This is a genomic window from Leisingera sp. ANG49, from assembly GCF_059694505.1.
This window is the reverse complement of the sequence record NZ_JCATZN010000003.1, coordinates 518,235-534,788: the sequence shown is the minus strand read 5'-3', so window position 1 is coordinate 534,788 and position 16,554 is coordinate 518,235. Positions and strand designations below refer to the sequence as shown.

General features: G+C 64.4%; 18 protein-coding genes. 11 read left to right on the top strand and 7 right to left on the bottom strand.

The window, feature by feature from the left end:
* Positions 1-21 precede the first annotated feature (21 nt).
* From AC58NV_RS12905 to AC58NV_RS12875, 7 genes are read left to right on the top strand one after another with little or no spacing between them, the layout of a single operon-like run.
* Positions 22-726 (top strand): response regulator transcription factor, encoded by a 705-nt coding sequence (locus AC58NV_RS12905; RefSeq protein WP_497227491.1) that lies wholly within the window; start codon positions 22-24, stop codon positions 724-726.
* A gap of 50 nt (positions 727-776) precedes the next feature.
* Positions 777-2,480, top strand: coding sequence for a sensor histidine kinase (locus AC58NV_RS12900; RefSeq protein ID WP_497227490.1), 1,704 nt, complete (start codon positions 777-779; stop codon positions 2,478-2,480).
* A gap of 15 nt (positions 2,481-2,495) precedes the next feature.
* Entirely contained in the window at positions 2,496-2,933 is a 438-nt protein-coding gene (locus AC58NV_RS12895; protein WP_497227489.1) for an HPr kinase/phosphorylase, read from the top strand.
* On the top strand, positions 2,926-3,804 hold the full coding sequence (gene rapZ, locus AC58NV_RS12890) for an RNase adapter RapZ (protein WP_497227488.1): 879 nt from the start codon (positions 2,926-2,928) through the stop codon (positions 3,802-3,804). Before AC58NV_RS12895 ends, rapZ begins: the two co-directional genes overlap by 8 nt.
* A gap of 9 nt (positions 3,805-3,813) precedes the next feature.
* Positions 3,814-4,221 carry a PTS sugar transporter subunit IIA gene (locus AC58NV_RS12885; RefSeq protein ID WP_019296581.1) on the top strand — a complete coding sequence of 136 codons (408 nt, stop codon included), beginning with the start codon at positions 3,814-3,816 and terminating at the stop codon, positions 4,219-4,221.
* Entirely contained in the window at positions 4,222-4,491 is a 270-nt protein-coding gene (locus AC58NV_RS12880; RefSeq protein ID WP_019296580.1) for an HPr family phosphocarrier protein, read from the top strand.
* A gap of 33 nt (positions 4,492-4,524) precedes the next feature.
* Positions 4,525-5,418: a lysophospholipid acyltransferase family protein gene (locus AC58NV_RS12875; RefSeq protein WP_497227487.1), complete on the top strand. Its 894-nt coding sequence runs from the start codon at positions 4,525-4,527 to the stop codon at positions 5,416-5,418.
* 69 nt (positions 5,419-5,487) lie between these two features.
* On the opposite strand, the gene AC58NV_RS12870 is transcribed toward AC58NV_RS12875, so the two are convergent.
* Positions 5,488-6,363: a 3-hydroxybutyryl-CoA dehydrogenase gene (locus AC58NV_RS12870; RefSeq protein ID WP_497227486.1), complete on the bottom strand. Its 876-nt coding sequence runs from the start codon at positions 6,361-6,363 to the stop codon at positions 5,488-5,490.
* Positions 6,364-6,516: 153 nt separating this feature from the next.
* On the opposite strand from AC58NV_RS12870, the gene AC58NV_RS12865 reads away from it, so the two are divergent.
* Complete coding sequence (locus AC58NV_RS12865; protein WP_497227485.1) at positions 6,517-7,338, top strand: DUF6473 family protein; 822 nt, start codon at positions 6,517-6,519, stop codon at positions 7,336-7,338.
* A 95-nt stretch (positions 7,339-7,433) separates the two neighbouring features.
* Here AC58NV_RS12865 and AC58NV_RS12860 read toward each other — a convergent pair whose 3' ends face one another.
* From AC58NV_RS12860 to AC58NV_RS12835, 6 genes are all read right to left on the bottom strand, one after another.
* Positions 7,434-8,363: an electron transfer flavoprotein subunit alpha/FixB family protein gene (locus tag AC58NV_RS12860; RefSeq protein ID WP_366660855.1), complete on the bottom strand. Its 930-nt coding sequence runs from the start codon at positions 8,361-8,363 to the stop codon at positions 7,434-7,436.
* Positions 8,363-9,121: an electron transfer flavoprotein subunit beta/FixA family protein gene (locus AC58NV_RS12855; protein ID WP_222508859.1), complete on the bottom strand. Its 759-nt coding sequence runs from the start codon at positions 9,119-9,121 to the stop codon at positions 8,363-8,365. Before AC58NV_RS12855 ends, AC58NV_RS12860 begins: the two co-directional genes overlap by 1 nt.
* A 285-nt stretch (positions 9,122-9,406) precedes the next feature.
* Positions 9,407-9,979: a cob(I)yrinic acid a,c-diamide adenosyltransferase gene (locus AC58NV_RS12850; RefSeq protein WP_497227484.1), complete on the bottom strand. Its 573-nt coding sequence runs from the start codon at positions 9,977-9,979 to the stop codon at positions 9,407-9,409.
* Between the two features lie 6 nt (positions 9,980-9,985).
* Complete coding sequence (locus AC58NV_RS12845) at positions 9,986-10,189, bottom strand: twin transmembrane helix small protein (RefSeq protein WP_366660852.1); 204 nt, start codon at positions 10,187-10,189, stop codon at positions 9,986-9,988.
* Between the two features lie 65 nt (positions 10,190-10,254).
* Positions 10,255-11,085: an SDR family NAD(P)-dependent oxidoreductase gene (locus tag AC58NV_RS12840; RefSeq protein ID WP_497227483.1), complete on the bottom strand. Its 831-nt coding sequence runs from the start codon at positions 11,083-11,085 to the stop codon at positions 10,255-10,257.
* Positions 11,086-11,119: 34 nt separating this feature from the next.
* Positions 11,120-11,758 (bottom strand): SH3 domain-containing protein, encoded by a 639-nt coding sequence (locus AC58NV_RS12835; protein WP_497227482.1) that lies wholly within the window; start codon positions 11,756-11,758, stop codon positions 11,120-11,122.
* A gap of 235 nt (positions 11,759-11,993) precedes the next feature.
* Between AC58NV_RS12835 and parC the strand changes: the two genes are divergently transcribed.
* From parC to tuf, 3 genes are all read left to right on the top strand, one after another.
* Positions 11,994-14,342 carry a DNA topoisomerase IV subunit A gene (gene parC, locus AC58NV_RS12830; RefSeq protein ID WP_497227481.1) on the top strand — a complete coding sequence of 783 codons (2,349 nt, stop codon included), beginning with the start codon at positions 11,994-11,996 and terminating at the stop codon, positions 14,340-14,342.
* Between the two features lie 128 nt (positions 14,343-14,470).
* Positions 14,471-15,070, top strand: a complete 600-nt coding sequence (locus AC58NV_RS12825; RefSeq protein ID WP_497227480.1) for a hypothetical protein — start codon at positions 14,471-14,473, stop codon at positions 15,068-15,070.
* 125 nt (positions 15,071-15,195) lie between these two features.
* A complete protein-coding gene (gene tuf, locus AC58NV_RS12820) occupies positions 15,196-16,371 on the top strand; it encodes an elongation factor Tu (RefSeq protein WP_497227479.1) in 1,176 nt (391 codons plus the stop codon).
* Positions 16,372-16,554: the final 183 nt, after the last annotated feature.

Below are 16,554 nucleotides of genomic sequence, written 5' to 3'. Positions count from 1 at the left end.
AGCAGATTAGGGGCAATTCCGATGTCGAAGATTGCTTTGGTGGACGATGACAGGAACATCCTGACATCGGTTTCCATGACGCTTGAGGCCGAGGGCTTTGAGGTCGAAACCTATAACGACGGCCAGGCCGCGCTGGACGCCTTCAACAAGAAGCTTCCGGACATGGCTGTGCTGGATATCAAGATGCCGCGCATGGACGGCATGGATCTCTTGCAGCGGCTGCGCCAGAAATCCCAGATGCCGGTGATCTTCCTCACCTCCAAGGATGATGAGATCGACGAGGTGCTGGGCCTGCGCATGGGCGCCGACGACTACGTCAAGAAGCCGTTCTCACAGCGCCTGCTGGTCGAACGGATCCGGGCACTGCTGCGCCGTCAGGAGGCGATCAGCAGCGATGCCTCCGGAGCCGCCACGCCAGAAGCCAAGGTGATGGAACGCGGCAACCTGCGGATGGACCCGTTGCGCCACGCGGTCAGCTGGAAGGGCAAGGACGTGTCCCTGACGGTGACCGAATTCCTGCTGCTGCAGGCACTGGCCCAGCGACCCGGCTTTGTGAAAAGCCGCGACCAGCTGATGGATGTGGCCTATGACGACCAGGTCTATGTGGACGACCGCACCATCGACAGCCACATCAAGCGTCTGCGCAAGAAGATGCGCAGCGCGGATTCGGATTTTGCGGCAATCGAGACCCTTTATGGAATCGGTTACCGTTATAATGAAGAATAAGCGGCACATCTAAGCGGGGCCTTGTGCCCCCGGCCAAGGGAGTGGCGCGGATGCGCGATACCAGCATAGTGCAACGCCAGCAGGACGGCGATGTGGTTCTGGGGGAGGACTGGGTCACCCCCGACCAGTCGGTCACGCGGGAAATGCAGGTCAAGCGCGCGCACCGCGGTCTCTTGCCGCTCAAGGGATCGCCGCTGACCCGCCGGATCATCACCTTCAACCTGATTGCGCTGATCATCCTGGTCACCGGCATCCTCTATCTGAACTCCACGCGCCAGAGCCTGGTGCAGCAGCGGGCCGGTGCGCTGGTCTCTGAGGCGATGCTGGCCGCCGATGTGTTCGAGGCCGAAATGCCCGCGGCTGGCGCCGTCAACTTTGCCGCCGGCGACGGCATCCAGGTGGAGGACACGCTGGCCCGGCTCAGCCTGCGCGGCGGTGTCGAGGCCTTTGTGTTCGACACCACCGGCAACCTGATTTCCAGCATCAAGGGCGTGGACCGCAGCGATGCGCTGAACGTGCTCAACGACAGCGGCCGCAGCCGCACCCTGATCAGCGATGCGCTGTCCCGCCTCTGGGGGCTGGCTGATGGCGGTGAAGCGCCCGCCGCTTCCGGCCCGTCGCTGGAGGAGCGGCTCAGCGGGCTGGTGGACCAGGCGATGAATGGCAGCACCGGGGTGGAAACTGTGGCGGACACCGGCGGCAGCCGGGTGATTTCCGCGGCCACCCCGATCATGCACAACGGCACCGCTGTGGGGGTGATCGCGCTGACTTCGCCCACCGGCGAGGTGGACGCGCTGGTCCGCGGCGAGCAGGAGCGGGTGCTGCAGATGTTCGTGGTGGCACTGCTGGTCTCCGTCGGCCTCAGCCTGGTGCTGGCCTCGACCATTGCCAACCCGCTGGCTGATCTGGCTGAGGCGGCGGAGTTGGGCCGCGACCGCGGCAGCCGCAAATCCAATCCGGGACGGATCCGCATCCCGGACCTGTCTGCCCGCCCTGATGAGATCGGCCGTCTCAGCCGGGCCCTGCGCGGCATGGTCAAGGCGCTCTATTCCCGCATCGACAGCAATGAACAATTCGCCGCCGATGTCGCGCATGAGATCAAGAACCCGCTGGCCAGCCTGCAATCCGCGGTCGGCACTCTGCGCATGGTCAAGCGCGACGACCAGCGTCAGAAGCTGATGGACGTGATCGAACACGACGTGCGCCGCCTAGACCGCTTGGTCAGTGACATCTCCAACGCCTCGCGGCTGGATGCCGAACTGGTCAAGGAGGAGGAAGAGGAATTCGACCTGCTGGCCATGCTGGGCAACCTGAACCAGTACCTGGGCGAGGATGCCCGCGCCAAGGGCATCGACTATATCACCGACCTGCCCGCTCAGCCGATCCAGCTGCAAGGGCTGGAGGCCCGGCTGGCGCAGGTCTTTGTCAACCTGATCACCAACGCGATTTCCTTCTGCGAGGAGGGCGACGCCATCCGTGTCTGGGCGCGGCGCCGCGCCAACCGGGTGCTGGTGGTGGTCGAGGACACCGGCCCCGGCATTCCCGACCAGGCGCTCTCCAAGATTTTCAAACGCTTCTACTCGCAGCGCCCGGTGGAGCATTTCGGCAACAACTCCGGCCTTGGCCTGGCAATCTCCAAGCAGATCGTCGAGGCGCATGGCGGCGTGATCTGGGCCGAGAACATCCGCCCGACAGAGGCCGATGTAACTTCTGAGCCGCTTGGCGCGCGTTTTGTGGTAGGCTTGCCTGTCTGAAGCCGGTGAAAGCCCATGTCTGAACCGCAAAGCCTCATCCTGCATGCCTCTTGCGTCGCGCTGGAGGGGCGGGGGCTTTTGATCACCGGCACTTCCGGGCAGGGCAAATCCGCGCTGGCGCTGCAGCTGATGGCCTTTGGCGCCCAGCTGGTAGCCGACGACCGGGTGCTGGTGCAGGTCTTGCACGGGCAGCTGGTCGCCAGTGCCCCGGAACCGATCCGCGGCCTGATTGAGGCCCGCTTTATGGGCCTGCTGCAGGCGCAGATCCGCAGCCCGGTGCCGGTGACGGCGCTGGTCGATCTCGACGAGGCAGAGACCGAACGCCTGCCGGTGCGCCATACCACTCAGCTCCTGGGACAGGAGATTGTCCGGGTCAAACGGGTGGACGGCGCCCATTTCGCCCCGGCCCTTATGCAATACCTCAGATGCGGGGCGCTGGACCCGGATGCCTGAACAGAAAAAACAGGCGGTGCCGGCGGTTCTGGTCACCGGGCCTTCCGGCGCGGGCCGGACCACCGCAATCAACGTGCTGGAGGACCTCGGCTTCGAGGCGATCGACAACCTGCCGCTGCGCCTGCTGCCCGGCTTGTTCGACGCCGCCGCCGCGCCGCGCCCGATGGCCTTGGGGCTGGACAGCCGCAACCGGGACTTCTCGCCGCGTGCGCTGCTCGATGTGATCGACATGCTGTCGGGCCGCCGCGAGCTGGACCTGACCGTGCTTTATCTCGATTCGCAGCCCGACGTGCTGCTGCGCCGCTACTCGGAAACCCGCCGCCGCCACCCGCTGGCACCCGCGGAATCCCCGGGCGAGGGCGTGCGCCGCGAGCTGGATCTGATGGGCCCGATCCGCGACCGGGCCGATATCCTGCTCGACACCTCCGATATGAACGTCCACCAGCTGAAGGCTGAGATCGAGCGCTGGTTCGCCCCCGGCGGCCGCACCCTGGCGCTGTCGGTGCAGAGCTTCTCCTACAAGCGCGGCATGCCGCACGGTATCGATATGGTGTTCGACTGCCGCTTCCTGGCAAACCCTTACTGGGACCCGGGCCTGCGCGCGCTGAACGGCCGGGACCCCGCGGTGCAGGACTATGTCCGCGCCGACGGCCGGTTTCAGCCGTTTTTCGACCGGGTGCTGGACCTCACCCGGCTGCTGCTGCCGGCCTACCGGGACGAGGGCAAGTCCCATTTTTCCATCGCCTTCGGTTGCACCGGCGGCCAGCACCGCTCGGTCACAATGGCGGAAACCCTGGCCAAGGCCCTTGCAGAGGACGGCCTGCAAGTGTCAATTAGACACCGCGAGCTGCAAGGCCAGCAAAAGAAGTGAGAGGCCGGGTTGATCGGGATTGTGATCGTAGCGCATGGCGGACTGGCAAAGGAATACCTTGCCGCGGTGGAACACGTTGTGGGTCCGCAGCCCAGCCTGGTGGCCATTGGCATCGGCCCGGAAGATGACCGCAGTGCCAAGCAGAAAGAAATTGCCGCCGCAGCCGACAAGGTTGACAGCGGCGGCGGCGTGGTTGTGGTGGTGGACCTCTTCGGCGGCTCGCCCTCTAACCTCAGCCTCAAGGCTTGCGCGCCTGCGGACCGCCGGATTCTCTATGGCGCCAACCTGCCGATGCTGATCAAACTGGCGAAATCCCGCCACCTGCCGGTGGCTGACGCGGTCCGGCAGGCGATGGAGGCCGGTCGCAAGTATATCAACGCGCAAAACGTAAACCCTGACGGGGAGCAGGCACATTAAATGGCTCTGAAGACGCTGAAAATCATCAATGAAAAAGGGCTGCACGCCCGCGCCTCGGCCAAGCTGGTGGAGGTGGTCGAAGCGTTTGACGCCACGGCAGAGGTGCTGAAGGACGGAATGTCAGCCTCCGGCGACAGCATTATGGGCCTTTTGATGTTGGCAGCCTCGAAAGGAACGACTATTGACGTCGAGACCTCGGGGCCCGATGCTGACGCGCTGGCGCATGCGCTGGAGGCTCTGGTGGCCGACAAGTTCGGCGAGGGCTACTAGGCCCGCGCCGGTGACGGGACGGGAACAGGCACATTGGCGGATACCGCACAAGACAGGAATACCGGCATCGCTCCGGAAACCACGGATCAGACCGGCGAGGTCTATGACCGCCGCACGCTGACCTACGCCAACTCCTTCGACGACCGCTGGACCTCGTTGGCGATCAAGACCATCGAGTGGCTGACCGGCAAGCTGACGATCCTGCGCATGGTCAGCAAGTTCGAGAAGCGGAACGCCGAATACCGCGGCCAGAAGTTCTGGCGCGGCGCGCTCAACACCATGGGCATCGACCTGCAGACCCCGCAGGAGCAGATCGATAACATCCCCGCCGACGGCCCGGTGGTGATCGTCGCCAACCACCCGCACGGGATGGTCGACGGCATGATCTTTGCGGACCTGATCGGCCGCCGCCGCCTCGATTACCGCATCCTGACCCGCTCGGTGCTGACCGGCCTGGATGAGGCTGCGACCTCCTTCATGATCCCGGTGCCCTTCCCGCATGACCCCGAAGCGCAGCGCAAGATGGTGGACATGCGTGCCAAGACCATGGCCTTCCTCAAGGACGGCGGCGCCGTGGCCCTGTTCCCCTCGGGCGTGGTGATGTCGTCGGACAGCTGGTTCGGCCCCGCGGTCGAGCGTGAATGGAACGTCTTCACCGCTCAGCTGATCCGCCGTTCCGGCGCCCGGGTGGTGCCGATCTACTTCCCCGGTTCGAACTCGCGCTGGTATCAGATCGCCTGCCAGATCTCCCCAATCCTGCGCCAGGGCCTGCTGCTGCACGAGATTGTCCGCTCCTGCAACAAGCCGCAGGCGCCGGTGGTCGGCAAGCCGCTGACCGATGAACAGATGGCGCAGCTGCAAACCGATCCGCGCGGCTTCATGGCCTGGCTCCGTGAGCACACGCTGAGCCTCGGCAAGCAGGGTTGAGCCCTCCTGATCCACACGGCTGGAAACGAAAAAGCGCCCCGCGGGGCGCTTCTTTGTTTGTGCCGGCTGTTACCGGGTCGGCACTGGTGTTTCGCCGCGGTAGTCATAGAACCCGCGCTGGGTCTTGCGGCCCAGCCAGCCGGCCTCGACGTATTTGGTCAGCAGCGGGCAGGGGCGGTACTTGGTATCCGCCAGCCCGTCGTGCAGCACGTTCATGATCGCCAGACAGGTGTCCAGGCCGATGAAATCCGCCAGCTCCAGCGGCCCCATCGGGTGGTTGGCGCCCAGCTTCATCGATTCGTCGATCGACTTCACCGACCCCACGCCTTCATACAGGGTATAGACTGCTTCGTTGATCATCGGCATCAGGATCCGGTTGACGATGAAGGCCGGGAAATCCTCAGCGCTGGCAGAGGTCTTGCCCAGCCGCGCCACCACGTCCTGGCACGCCTTGAAGGTCGGCTCATCCGTTGCGATGCCGCGGATCAGCTCCACCAGCTGCATCACCGGCACCGGGTTCATGAAATGGAACCCCATGAAGCGCTCGGGGCGGTCGGTGCGGCTGGCCAGCCGGGTGATCGAGATCGACGAGGTGTTGGAGGTCAGGATCGTATGCGGCTGCAGATGCGGCTGCAGGTCCTCGAAGATCGCCTGCTTCACGGTCTCCCGCTCGGTCGCGGCCTCGATCACCAGATCGGTTGCGCCCACATCCGCCAGCTTCAGAGACGGCACGATGCGCGCCAGCGCGTCCTTCACATCGGCCTCGGAAATCTTCCCTTTGCTGGCCTGGCGCTCCATGTTCTTGTGGATCAGGCTCAGCGCGCCGTCCAGCGCCTGCTGGCTGACGTCATTCAGCACGACCTCGTATCCGGCCAGCGCCATGACATGGGCAATGCCGTTGCCCATCTGACCTGCGCCGATCACACCAACCTTCTGAATTTCCATGCCTCAGGCTCCTGAAATAGCTGCCGCAACCATACTGGCCGCGCACGGGCAGGCACAAGGGCGGCTGGCCCGGATTTGAGGCAAATTCTCACTTTAGGGAAATTGCAATGGTTGCCCGCCAAGGTGAGTCTCGGGTGAAAAATTGGTGGTACTATGAGCTATGAACTCAAAAGCGCGGGGGCGCTTGCGGGGGAACCATGCAGATATGGTCAATCCAGACTGCTGGTAAGGGGGCCGCGAAGGTCCCTGGAAGACCCTTATGTTGCCTTCCTGGGCGGAACCGAAGTCTACGGGCGATTCGTTGAATTTCCCTTCGTCGACTCGCTGCAGACCCGGCTGGGCATGGATTGCGTCAACCTGGGCAGCGTGAATGCGGGCCTGGACAGCTTTGCGCAGGACGACACCCTGATCGAGGTCGCCCGCAAGGCCCGTCTGACCGTGGTGCAGATGCTGGGCGCGCAGAATATCTCCAATCCCTATTACCGGGTGCATCCGCGCCGCAACGACCGTTTCCTGGCGGCCCAGCCCGCGCTCAAGTCTCTGTACCCTGAGGTCGACTTCACCGAATTCCACTTCAACAAGCACCTCCTGTGCACCCTGCGCGAAATCTCCGCCCAGCGGTTTGAGCAGGTGCGCGAACAGCTGCAGCGCAGCTGGGTCGACCGGATGAGCAGGCTGGTGGATGATCTGGACGGCCGCGTCCTGCTCCTGTGGCTTCGCTATGCGCTGGACGCCGGTGCCGGCTTCCCGGAGGAGCCGGTGCTGGTTGACCGCGCCATGGCTGAGGCGCTGCGCCCCAAGGTGCAGGGCATCCTCGAGATCAAGGCCGCCTCCGCCGCCGCGGCGCAGGATATCTCCGGCATGATCTTCGGCCCGATGGAGCTGCCCGCAGCCCGCCACATGATCGGCCCCAAGGAACACCTGAAAATCGCAGAGGCGCTGGCCGGCGACCTGAAACCGCTGCTGCGGGCCTGAGGGCCAGGCCCTGGCTCCAAACAGCCCGGGCTCCCGGAACGGAAAAAGGCCCGCCAATTGGCGGGCCTTTCCTTTGATCAGCTGTCCGGCTGGGCTCAGCCCAGCTTCTCGGTCAGGGCCGGGACGGCGTCGAACAGGTCGGCAACCAGGCCAAAGTCCGCAACCTGGAAGATCGGAGCTTCTTCGTCCTTGTTGATCGCCACGATGACCTTGGAGTCCTTCATGCCGGCCAGGTGCTGAATGGCGCCGGAGATGCCGATGGCGACATACAGGTCCGGGGCAACAACCTTGCCGGTCTGACCCACCTGCCAGTCGTTCGGGGCATAGCCCGAGTCGACGGCCGCGCGGGAGGCGCCAACAGCGGCGCCCAGCTTGTCGGCCAGGTTCTCGATCAGTTTGAAGTCTTCCTCGGAGCCGACGCCGCGGCCGCCGGAGACAACGATGCCGGCCGAGGTCAGCTCGGGACGGTCGCTTGCGGCAACCTTGTCTTCGACCCACTCGGACAGGCCCGGGTTTGCGGCAGCCGAGATGGTCTCAACCGATGCCGAGCCGCCTTCGCCAGCTGCGTCAAAGGACGCGGTGCGGAAGGAGACGACTTTCTTGGCGTCGCTGGATTTCACGGTCTGGATCGCGTTGCCGGCATAGATCGGGCGCTCGAAGGTGTTGCCGTCGACAACGCCGGAGACGTCCGAGATCACCATCACGTCCAGCAGCGCGGCAACGCGCGGCAGAACGTTCTTGGCGTCGGTGGTGGCCGGAGCAACGATGTGCTCGAAGTCGGAGGCCAGGCCTGCGATCAGCGCCGCGGTCGGCTCCGCCAGGCGGTGGCCCAGCGATGCGTCTTCGGCAACCAGTACTTTGGACACGCCTGCGATCTTGGCAGCTTCTTCGCCGGCCGCAGCAGCGGAGGCGCCAGCGGCCAGAACGGTCACGTCGCCCAGCTTGGAGGCAGCGGCAACGGCTTTTGCGGTTGCGTCCAGCGCCAGCGCGCCGTCGGTCACTTCAGCAAGGAGAAGAACAGCCATTACACAGCCCCCGCTTCTTTGAGTTTCTCAACCAGCTCGTCGACGGAGCCGACCACGATGCCTGCGGCGCGTGCCGGCGGCTCTTCGGTCTTGACGATTTCCAGGCGCGGCGTGACGTCGACGCCGTAGTCGGCGGCGGTTTTCTCGTCCAGCGGCTTCTTCTTCGCCTTCATGATGTTCGGCAGCGACGCATAGCGCGGCTCGTTCAGGCGCAGGTCCACGGTGATGATGGCGGGCATCTTCACGGAAATGGTCTGCAGGCCGCCGTCGACCTCACGGGTCACCTTGGCGCTGTCGCCTTCGATGTCCAGTTCAGAGGCGAAGGTGCCCTGGGACCAGCCCAGCAGCGCCGACAGCATCTGGCCGGTTGCGTTCATGTCGTTGTCGATTGCCTGCTTGCCGCAGAGCACGACGCCCGGCTGCTCTTCCTCGACCACTTTGGCCAGGATCTTGGCAACCGCCAGCGGCTCGATGTCGGTGTGCACGTCGTCGGCAGCAACCACCAGGATGGCGCGGTCTGCGCCCATGGCCAGCGCGGTGCGCAGGGTTTCCTGAGCCTGCTTCACGCCGATGGAAACCGCAACCACCTCATCAGCCTTGCCGGCTTCTTTCAGGCGGATGGCTTCTTCGACAGCGATTTCGTCGAAGGGGTTCATCGACATTTTCACGTTGGCGAGATCGACACCGCTGCCGTCCGCTTTGACGCGGACCTTCACGTTGTAGTCAATCACGCGTTTGACAGGCACGAGTACCTTCATTTTGCGTTCTCTCCTTAACAAACGGCAAGCCGCCCAGGGCGACTCCCCCTCTATGCTCTCGCAGCGTTGATACCGGCTGGTGCGGGCGCGCAACAGGGCAAAATCGTCACGTTAGCGCACGCCGACGTCGCGTTTGCTCATTTGGAACATCATTTTTTCAAGAATGTTTCCGGTGGGAAATCCGCCTGCCGCAACGGCAGGGCTCAGCAGCCCCGCATGACGTGTTTGGCGCCGGATTCGCAAGAATCCGGCGCCAAAGTGCGAATCAGACCGGGGCAGGGGGCCTCAGCGGTTGGCGCCGGGCACCCACAGGACGTCGTCCTTGCCGCCGTTGTTGGCGGTGCGGGCGGCGACAAAGAACCAGTCGGACAGGCGGTTCAGGTATTTCACCGCCGCCGGGTTCACGTCTGCCGTTGTGCTGAGGTCGGTGGCCAGCCGCTCGGCGCGGCGTGCCACAGTGCGGCAGACATGCAGGTGCGCCGCCAGTTTCGACCCGCCCGGCAGGATGAAGCTGCGCAGCGCCTCCAGATCCTTGTTCATCACGTCGATCTCGGCTTCCAGCCGCTCGACCTGCGCCACCGCAATCCGCAGCGGCGGGTACTCGGCGTCCGCATCCTTCTCCATCTCCGGCCGGCACAGGTCTGCGCCCAGATCGAACAGGTCGTTCTGGATCCGCGCCAGCGCCGCATCCATCTCGCCGTCCGCCTCCAGCCGGGCGACGCCGACAAAGGAATTCAGCTCATCCGAGGTGCCATAGGCATTGACCCGCGCCGAATGCTTGGCCACCCGCTCGCCGTTGCCGAGCGCGGTTTCGCCCTTGTCGCCGGTGCGGGTGTAAATCTTGTTCAGAACGACCATCGCCGCTTATCCTCCCTGGTTGCGCAGGTAGACGTACGTCAGCACCAGCACCACCGCAATGAATTGAAACAGGATGCGCAGCCGCATCATTTTGTTGGCATTGCGGCGGTTGAACTCGCCGCCCTTGCCGAAACCGCCAATGCCGATGACCAGCGCCACAACAACGGCCGCCACGGCTGCCAGTGCCAGATAATACAGCGGATCGCTCATCCTGTCCCCCAAGACCATCTATTCTGCTGGCAACCGTCTACCCTGCACGGGCGCCGATGGCGACCCTATCCGAGCTTCACAAGGATGCGGTCAATTGCCCGTGTCGGCAGGATGCGCCGCAGGAAGCCGGCGATATGCGTGGGCGTGGTGACATAATAGCGCGGATGCGGTCGCCTGGATTCGCAGGCATGCGCCAGCTTGGCGGTGACGGCTGAGGCCGGCAGCTCGAACCGGTCAGGTCCTGTGCCCTCGTAAAGCCGCTTCAGCAGCCGCGATTCGTACAGCTCGCGCAGCGGCGACGCCTTCCAGTCAATGAAGCGCTCGAAATGCGGGATCGATTTCTCGCGGATTTTCGACGTCACCGGTCCCGGCTCGATCAGCACCATGTGAATACCGGTCCCGCGCAGCTCCACCCGCAGGGTGTCCGTCAGCCCCTCCAGCGCGTATTTCGTCGCCACATAGGCGCCGCGCCAGGGAAAGGTCACAAACCCCAGGATCGAGGAATTCTGCACGATCCGCCCGTGCCCCTGCCTGCGCATCACCGGAATCACCTGCCGGGTCAGCTCGTGCCAGCCAAAGAAATTAGCCTCGAAGATCGCGCGCAGCCCTTCGGTCGGCAGATCCTCCACCGCGCCCGGCAGCCCGTGCGCGCCGTTGTTGAACAGCGCGTCCAGGGTGCCGCCGGTGGCCTCCAGCACTTCCGCCAGTCCCGCGGTGATGCTCTCCGGATCGGTGTAATCAATGCGCGGGCTCTCGAAACCTTCGGCCCGCATCCGGTCGCAGTCGCGCTGCTGCCGGCAGGAGGCAAACACCCGCCAGCCGCGCGCCCGCATGCCGCGGGCCGCATCCAGGCCGATTCCGGAGGAGCAGCCTGTGATCAGGATAGTCTTTTTCAAGTGATCGCCCTTTTGCCGGAAACCTCCGGAGCACTTATGGGCGTTTCTTGCTCACCAGGGAAGCGGCAATCCAGCCCACCTTGCCCTTGCCGGGCGCGCGCAGGTGCAGCCAGCCGGTGCCGCTGTCCTCGAACACGATCACCTCATCCCCGCCCAAGAGGCGGGCAATCACCGGGTAATTGGTGCCCGGCCCCTGCCGCATGTTCACCCGCGAGGCGCGGATGCTGCGGCGGTCGACAAAGGTTTCGGGCGCGGGCGAGGCGGGTGCCGTGGTTTCCTCCGCTGCCAGCGCAACCGGTGTTGCGCTGACCGCCGCCAGTCCGCCTTCCAGCGAGGCCAGCTGCAGGGTTGCCGCTTCCGGCTCCGCCGAGAACGCCGTCTGGGTCGAAGCCAGCACGCCGGATGCACTCACAAGATGCTGGGCCGCCACGCGCTGGCGCAGATTGGGATCGGCTGCGGGACGGGCGGGCGGCTCGGTTTCGCTGCGCCGGGTCAGGACCGGCTGCGCACTCAATGCGGCAGTGGTGATTCTCTCGGGCCCCTGCGCCGCTGCGGCCGGTTTGGCTTCGGCCACAGGCTTCGGACGTTTCGGCGGCTCAAAATCCGCCCCTCCGCTGAGTTCGTAGAATCCCCAGCCCAAAAATGCGAAAGACACAAAAATAAATCGCGACATAACCTAGTCCCCCTCGTACCACCACACAGGGCAGCTGCACGGAATAGCATTGGTTTGAAAAAGAAACGCACGGCGCGGCTGCCTGGTTCCATTTAACCTAGGGCAAGTTAACGGTGGGGAAACAGGGGAGAGTCAGACTTCTTCTCCCCCCGGAATCCGTTGGCGCGCTGCGGCAGCCTGCGAATTTCGCGCGCGCCCGCTTTACCAATTCCGGCGGCGGCAGTATCACGATTTCATGACCGACCTGGTAGAAGATCCCGACATGCCGTCTGCCCCCGAACAGGGTGAAATCCTGGAACCGCTGCGCCGCGCCATTGGCGAGCGCTATCTGACCTATGCGCTCAGCACCATCATGCACCGGGCGCTGCCCGACGCGCGCGACGGGCTGAAGCCGGTGCACCGGCGCATCCTATATGCGATGAACCGCCTGCGCCTCAGCTCCACCGGCGGCTTCCTGAAATCGGCCAAGATCTCCGGCGACACCATGGGCGACTTCCACCCCCACGGCGACGCCGCGATCTATGACGCGATGGCGCGCCTGGCGCAGGACTTCAACGTCCGCTACCCGCTGGTCGACGGCCAGGGCAACTTCGGCAACATCGACGGCGACAACCCGGCGGCCTCGCGCTACACCGAGGCGCGGATGACCTTCGTGGCCGAGGCGATGCTGGAAGGCCTGAACGAGGATTCGGTCGATTTCCGCGACAACTACGACGGCCGCCTCACTGAGCCGGCGGTGCTGCCCGCGACCTTCCCGAACATCCTGGCCAACGGCGCCGCAGGCATCGCGGTGGGCATGGCGACCAACATCCCGCCGCACAACATTGCCGAGCTGATCGACGCCTGCCTGCATCTGATCCGGACGCCGGATGCCCGCGACGACACCCTGCTGAACTACGTGCCCGGCCCGGACTTCCCCACCGGCGGCATCATCGTCGAGCCCAAGGAAAACATCGCCAAGGCCTACAGCACCGGCCGCGGCTCCTTCCGCCTGCGCTGCAAGCACGAGGTCGAGGATCTTGGCCGGGGCCAATGGCAGGTCGTCGTCACCGAGATCCCCTATCAGGTCCAGAAGTCCAAGCTGATCGAGAAGATCGCTGAGCTGATCCAGACCAAGAAGGTGCCTATCCTCGCCGACGTGCGTGACGAATCGGCGGACGACATCCGCATCATTCTGGAGCCCAAGTCCAAGAACGTGGACCCCGAGGTTCTGATGAACATGATGTTCCGCAATTCGGACCTGGAAATCCGCTTCAGCCTCAACATGAACGTGCTGATCGACGGTGTGACCCCCAAGGTCTGCTCCATGAAGGAGGTGCTGCGCGCCTTCCTCGACCACCGCCGCGACGTGCTGCAGCGCCGCTCGCGCCACCGGATGGAAAAGATCGACCATCGGCTGGAAGTGCTCGAAGGCTTCATCATCGCCTTCCTGAACCTCGACCGGGTGATCGACATCATCCGCTATGATGAGGATCCCAAGGCGGCCCTGATCCGCGAGGACTGGAGCAAGGACCACCCCCGCGCCTTCACCGAGGCCGAGTATGTCTCCCCGGCCGCCGGCACCGGCGAGCTGACTGAGGTGCAGGCCGAGGCGATCCTCAACATGCGCCTGCGGTCTTTGCGTAAGCTTGAGGAAATCGAACTGGTCCGCGAACGCGATGCCCTGCGCGAGGAGCGCGCCGGACTGGTCGAGCTTCTGGCTTCCGAAGATCTTCAGTGGTCCCGCATCTCCGAACAGCTGAAGGAAACCAAGAAGCAGTTCGGCAAGGATTACGCAGGCGGCGCCCGCCGCACGTTGTTTGCCGAGGCAAGCGAGGTTGAGGACGTGCCGCTGGAGGCGATGATCGACCGCGAGCCGATCACCGTGGTCTGCTCCCAGATGGGCTGGATCCGCGCCATGACCGGCCACATCGACCTGAACCGCGAGCTGAAGTTCAAGGACGGCGACGGCCCGCGCTTCATCTTCCATGCGGAAACCACCGACCGCCTCTTGGTGTTCGGGTCCAACGGCCGCTTCTACACCCTGTCGGCGGCCAACCTGCCCGGCGGCCGCGGCATGGGCGAACCGCTGCGCCTGATGGTCGACCTGCCGAACGAGGCCGAAATCGTCGACCTGCTGATCCACAACCCCGACGGCCGCCTGCTGGTTGCCTCGGACGCGGGCAACGGCTTCATCTGCGCCGAGAAGGAAATCGTCGCCCAGACCCGCAGCGGCAAGCAGGTGCTGAACGTCAAGGACGACGAGCGCGCCAAGATCTGCATCCCGGTCGACGGCGACCACGTCGCCGTGGTCTCGGAGAACGGCAAGTTCCTGGTCTTCGCGGTCGAGGAGATGCCCGAGCTCACCCGCGGCAAGGGCGTGCGCCTGCAGAAATACAACATGGCCCGCGGCAAGCAGGGCTCGCTGGAACTGGACGGCGGCCTCAGCGACATCACCACCTTCAACTGGGATGACGGCCTGCGCTGGGAAATGGGCGGCGGCAAGACCCGCCACGAGGCTGACCTCACCCAGTGGCTCGGTAAGCGCGCCGGGGTGGGCAAACGCCCGCCGCACGGCTTCCCGCGCAACTACAAGTTCAAGTAAGGCGGCAGAAACCTGCTGCCTGCCTGTGCCCCCCGCGCCACCCGCGCGGGGGCTGCTGAACCCGGGCCTTTACCCTGTATGCTGCGCCCGGCTATCTGAGCAGGACCGATTTACCGTGGGGGACTACCATGATCCGCATTCTTTCCATGCTGGCTGCGCTGGCCCTGCTCACCGCCTGCGGCGAAACCCGCCTGGACGAGGCGCCGGAGGATCTGGGCGCCTTCCAGGCCCGCGTGACCCACGTCTACACTGAGAAAGCGCTGCAATGGCCGCTGTCGCGCGACGCCGAGCACAGCGAATGGACCGCGCCGATCGAAAACGCGCTGAACACCCGCCTGCGCCGCTACCAGGGCGCGCAGCAGTACGACGTCGCGGTGACGCTCGAAGGCTTCATGCTGGCGCCGCCCGGCGTGCCGGTGCTGTTCTCCCCCAAAAGCGCGGTGGTTGTGAACGTCTTTGTCTATGACGTGGCGCAGAAGAAATTCCTCGCCAAGAAGCATCAGATGGAGATCTTCGAAAGCACCACCGGCGAAAGCGCCCTCCTGGGCTCCGGACATGCCCGCACCAAGCAGGAGCAGATCCAGGGGCTGGCGGTCAATATCGCCGACAAGGTCGAGGAATGGATGGCCGAGCAGCACCAGGAGGAGGGCTGGTTTGCCCCGCGCGCCGCGGCGGAATCGGGCAGCAGCGCAGAGGCCGCTGCGGCAGAGACGCAACCGGCTGGCTGAGCCTTGTGAAAACCGCCCCTGTCAAGCAGGAACGGGTTGATTTTTGCCGGCAAACCAAATAATCCGCCGGCGCAGAGGAAACCGGGTCGGCATGCGACCCCTCATTTCAAAAGGGCGCCTAAGCAATGGCTAAGGAAAAGTTTGAACGTAATAAACCGCACGTCAACATCGGCACCATCGGCCACGTTGACCACGGCAAGACCACTCTGACCGCGGCTATCACCAAATACTTCGGTGACTTCAAAGCCTACGACCAGATCGACGGCGCACCGGAAGAAAAAGCCCGCGGCATCACCATCTCGACCGCGCACGTCGAGTATGAGACCGAGAACCGCCACTACGCGCACGTCGACTGCCCCGGCCACGCCGACTACGTCAAGAACATGATCACCGGCGCGGCCCAGATGGACGGCGCGATCCTGGTTGTGAACGCTGCTGACGGCCCGATGCCGCAGACCCGCGAGCACATCCTGCTGGGCCGCCAGGTTGGCATCCCGAAGATGGTCGTGTTCATGAACAAGGTTGACCAGGTCGACGACGAAGAGCTGCTGGAGCTCGTCGAAATGGAAATCCGCGAGCTGCTGTCCTCCTACGACTACCCGGGCGACGATATCCCGATCGTTGCAGGCTCCGCTCTGGCGGCGATGGAAGGCAACAAGCCGGAAATCGGCGAAGAGAAGATCAAAGAGCTGATGGCGGCTGTCGACGAATACATCGACACCCCGGCGCGTGCGGTTGACCAGCCGTTCCTGATGCCGATCGAAGACGTGTTCTCGATCTCCGGCCGCGGCACCGTTGTGACCGGCCGTGTCGAGCGCGGCGTGATCAACGTGGGCGACTCGATCGAAATCGTCGGCATCCGCGACACCACCACCACCACCTGCACCGGTGTGGAAATGTTCCGCAAGCTGCTGGACCGCGGTGAAGCCGGCGACAACATCGGCGCCCTGCTGCGCGGTGTGGACCGTGACGGTGTTGAGCGCGGCCAGGTGCTGTGCAAGCCGGGTTCCGTGACCCCGCACACCAAGTTCGAAGCCGAAGCCTACATCCTGACCAAGGAAGAAGGCGGCCGCCACACCCCGTTCTTCGCGAACTACCGTCCGCAGTTCTACTTCCGCACCACCGACGTGACCGGCACCGTGACCCTGCCGGAAGGCACCGAGATGGTGATGCCGGGCGACAACCTGAAGTTCGGCGTTGAGCTGATCGCGCCGATCGCGATGGAAGACGGCCTGCGCTTCGCCATCCGCGAAGGCGGCCGCACCGTCGGCGCCGGCGTCGTTTCCAAAATCATTGAATAATGATTTTGAAACGGTGGGCGGCAGGCGGTTTTCGCTAGAAAATCGCCGAGAGCTCACACGGTTCTGATCTTAGAGAGGGCCTCCTTCGGGAGGCCCTTTTCTTTTGGGGTGACGCTCGAGAAGGGCGGGGACCGGCCTGGGGCCGGAGGCCGTCTTGCAAAAGCTCCAGCGGAGCTTTTGAGG

Coding starts and splice junctions, on each gene's coding strand:
- AC58NV_RS12905 (WP_497227491.1), top strand. CDS start 22: ATGTCGAAGATTGCTTTGGTGGACGATGACAGGAACATCCTGACATCG.
- AC58NV_RS12900 (WP_497227490.1), top strand. CDS start 777: ATGCGCGATACCAGCATAGTGCAACGCCAGCAGGACGGCGATGTGGTT.
- AC58NV_RS12895 (WP_497227489.1), top strand. CDS start 2,496: ATGTCTGAACCGCAAAGCCTCATCCTGCATGCCTCTTGCGTCGCGCTG.
- rapZ (WP_497227488.1), top strand. CDS start 2,926: ATGCCTGAACAGAAAAAACAGGCGGTGCCGGCGGTTCTGGTCACCGGG.
- AC58NV_RS12880 (WP_019296580.1), top strand. CDS start 4,222: ATGGCTCTGAAGACGCTGAAAATCATCAATGAAAAAGGGCTGCACGCC.
- AC58NV_RS12870 (WP_497227486.1), bottom strand. CDS start 6,363: ATGGAAATTCAGAAGGTTGGTGTGATCGGCGCAGGTCAGATGGGCAAC.
- AC58NV_RS12865 (WP_497227485.1), top strand. CDS start 6,517: ATGAGCTATGAACTCAAAAGCGCGGGGGCGCTTGCGGGGGAACCATGC.
- AC58NV_RS12860 (WP_366660855.1), bottom strand. CDS start 8,363: ATGGCTGTTCTTCTCCTTGCTGAAGTGACCGACGGCGCGCTGGCGCTG.
- AC58NV_RS12855 (WP_222508859.1), bottom strand. CDS start 9,121: ATGAAGGTACTCGTGCCTGTCAAACGCGTGATTGACTACAACGTGAAG.
- AC58NV_RS12850 (WP_497227484.1), bottom strand. CDS start 9,979: ATGGTCGTTCTGAACAAGATTTACACCCGCACCGGCGACAAGGGCGAA.
- AC58NV_RS12845 (WP_366660852.1), bottom strand. CDS start 10,189: ATGAGCGATCCGCTGTATTATCTGGCACTGGCAGCCGTGGCGGCCGTT.
- AC58NV_RS12835 (WP_497227482.1), bottom strand. CDS start 11,758: ATGTCGCGATTTATTTTTGTGTCTTTCGCATTTTTGGGCTGGGGATTC.
- parC (WP_497227481.1), top strand. CDS start 11,994: ATGACCGACCTGGTAGAAGATCCCGACATGCCGTCTGCCCCCGAACAG.
- AC58NV_RS12825 (WP_497227480.1), top strand. CDS start 14,471: ATGATCCGCATTCTTTCCATGCTGGCTGCGCTGGCCCTGCTCACCGCC.
- tuf (WP_497227479.1), top strand. CDS start 15,196: ATGGCTAAGGAAAAGTTTGAACGTAATAAACCGCACGTCAACATCGGC.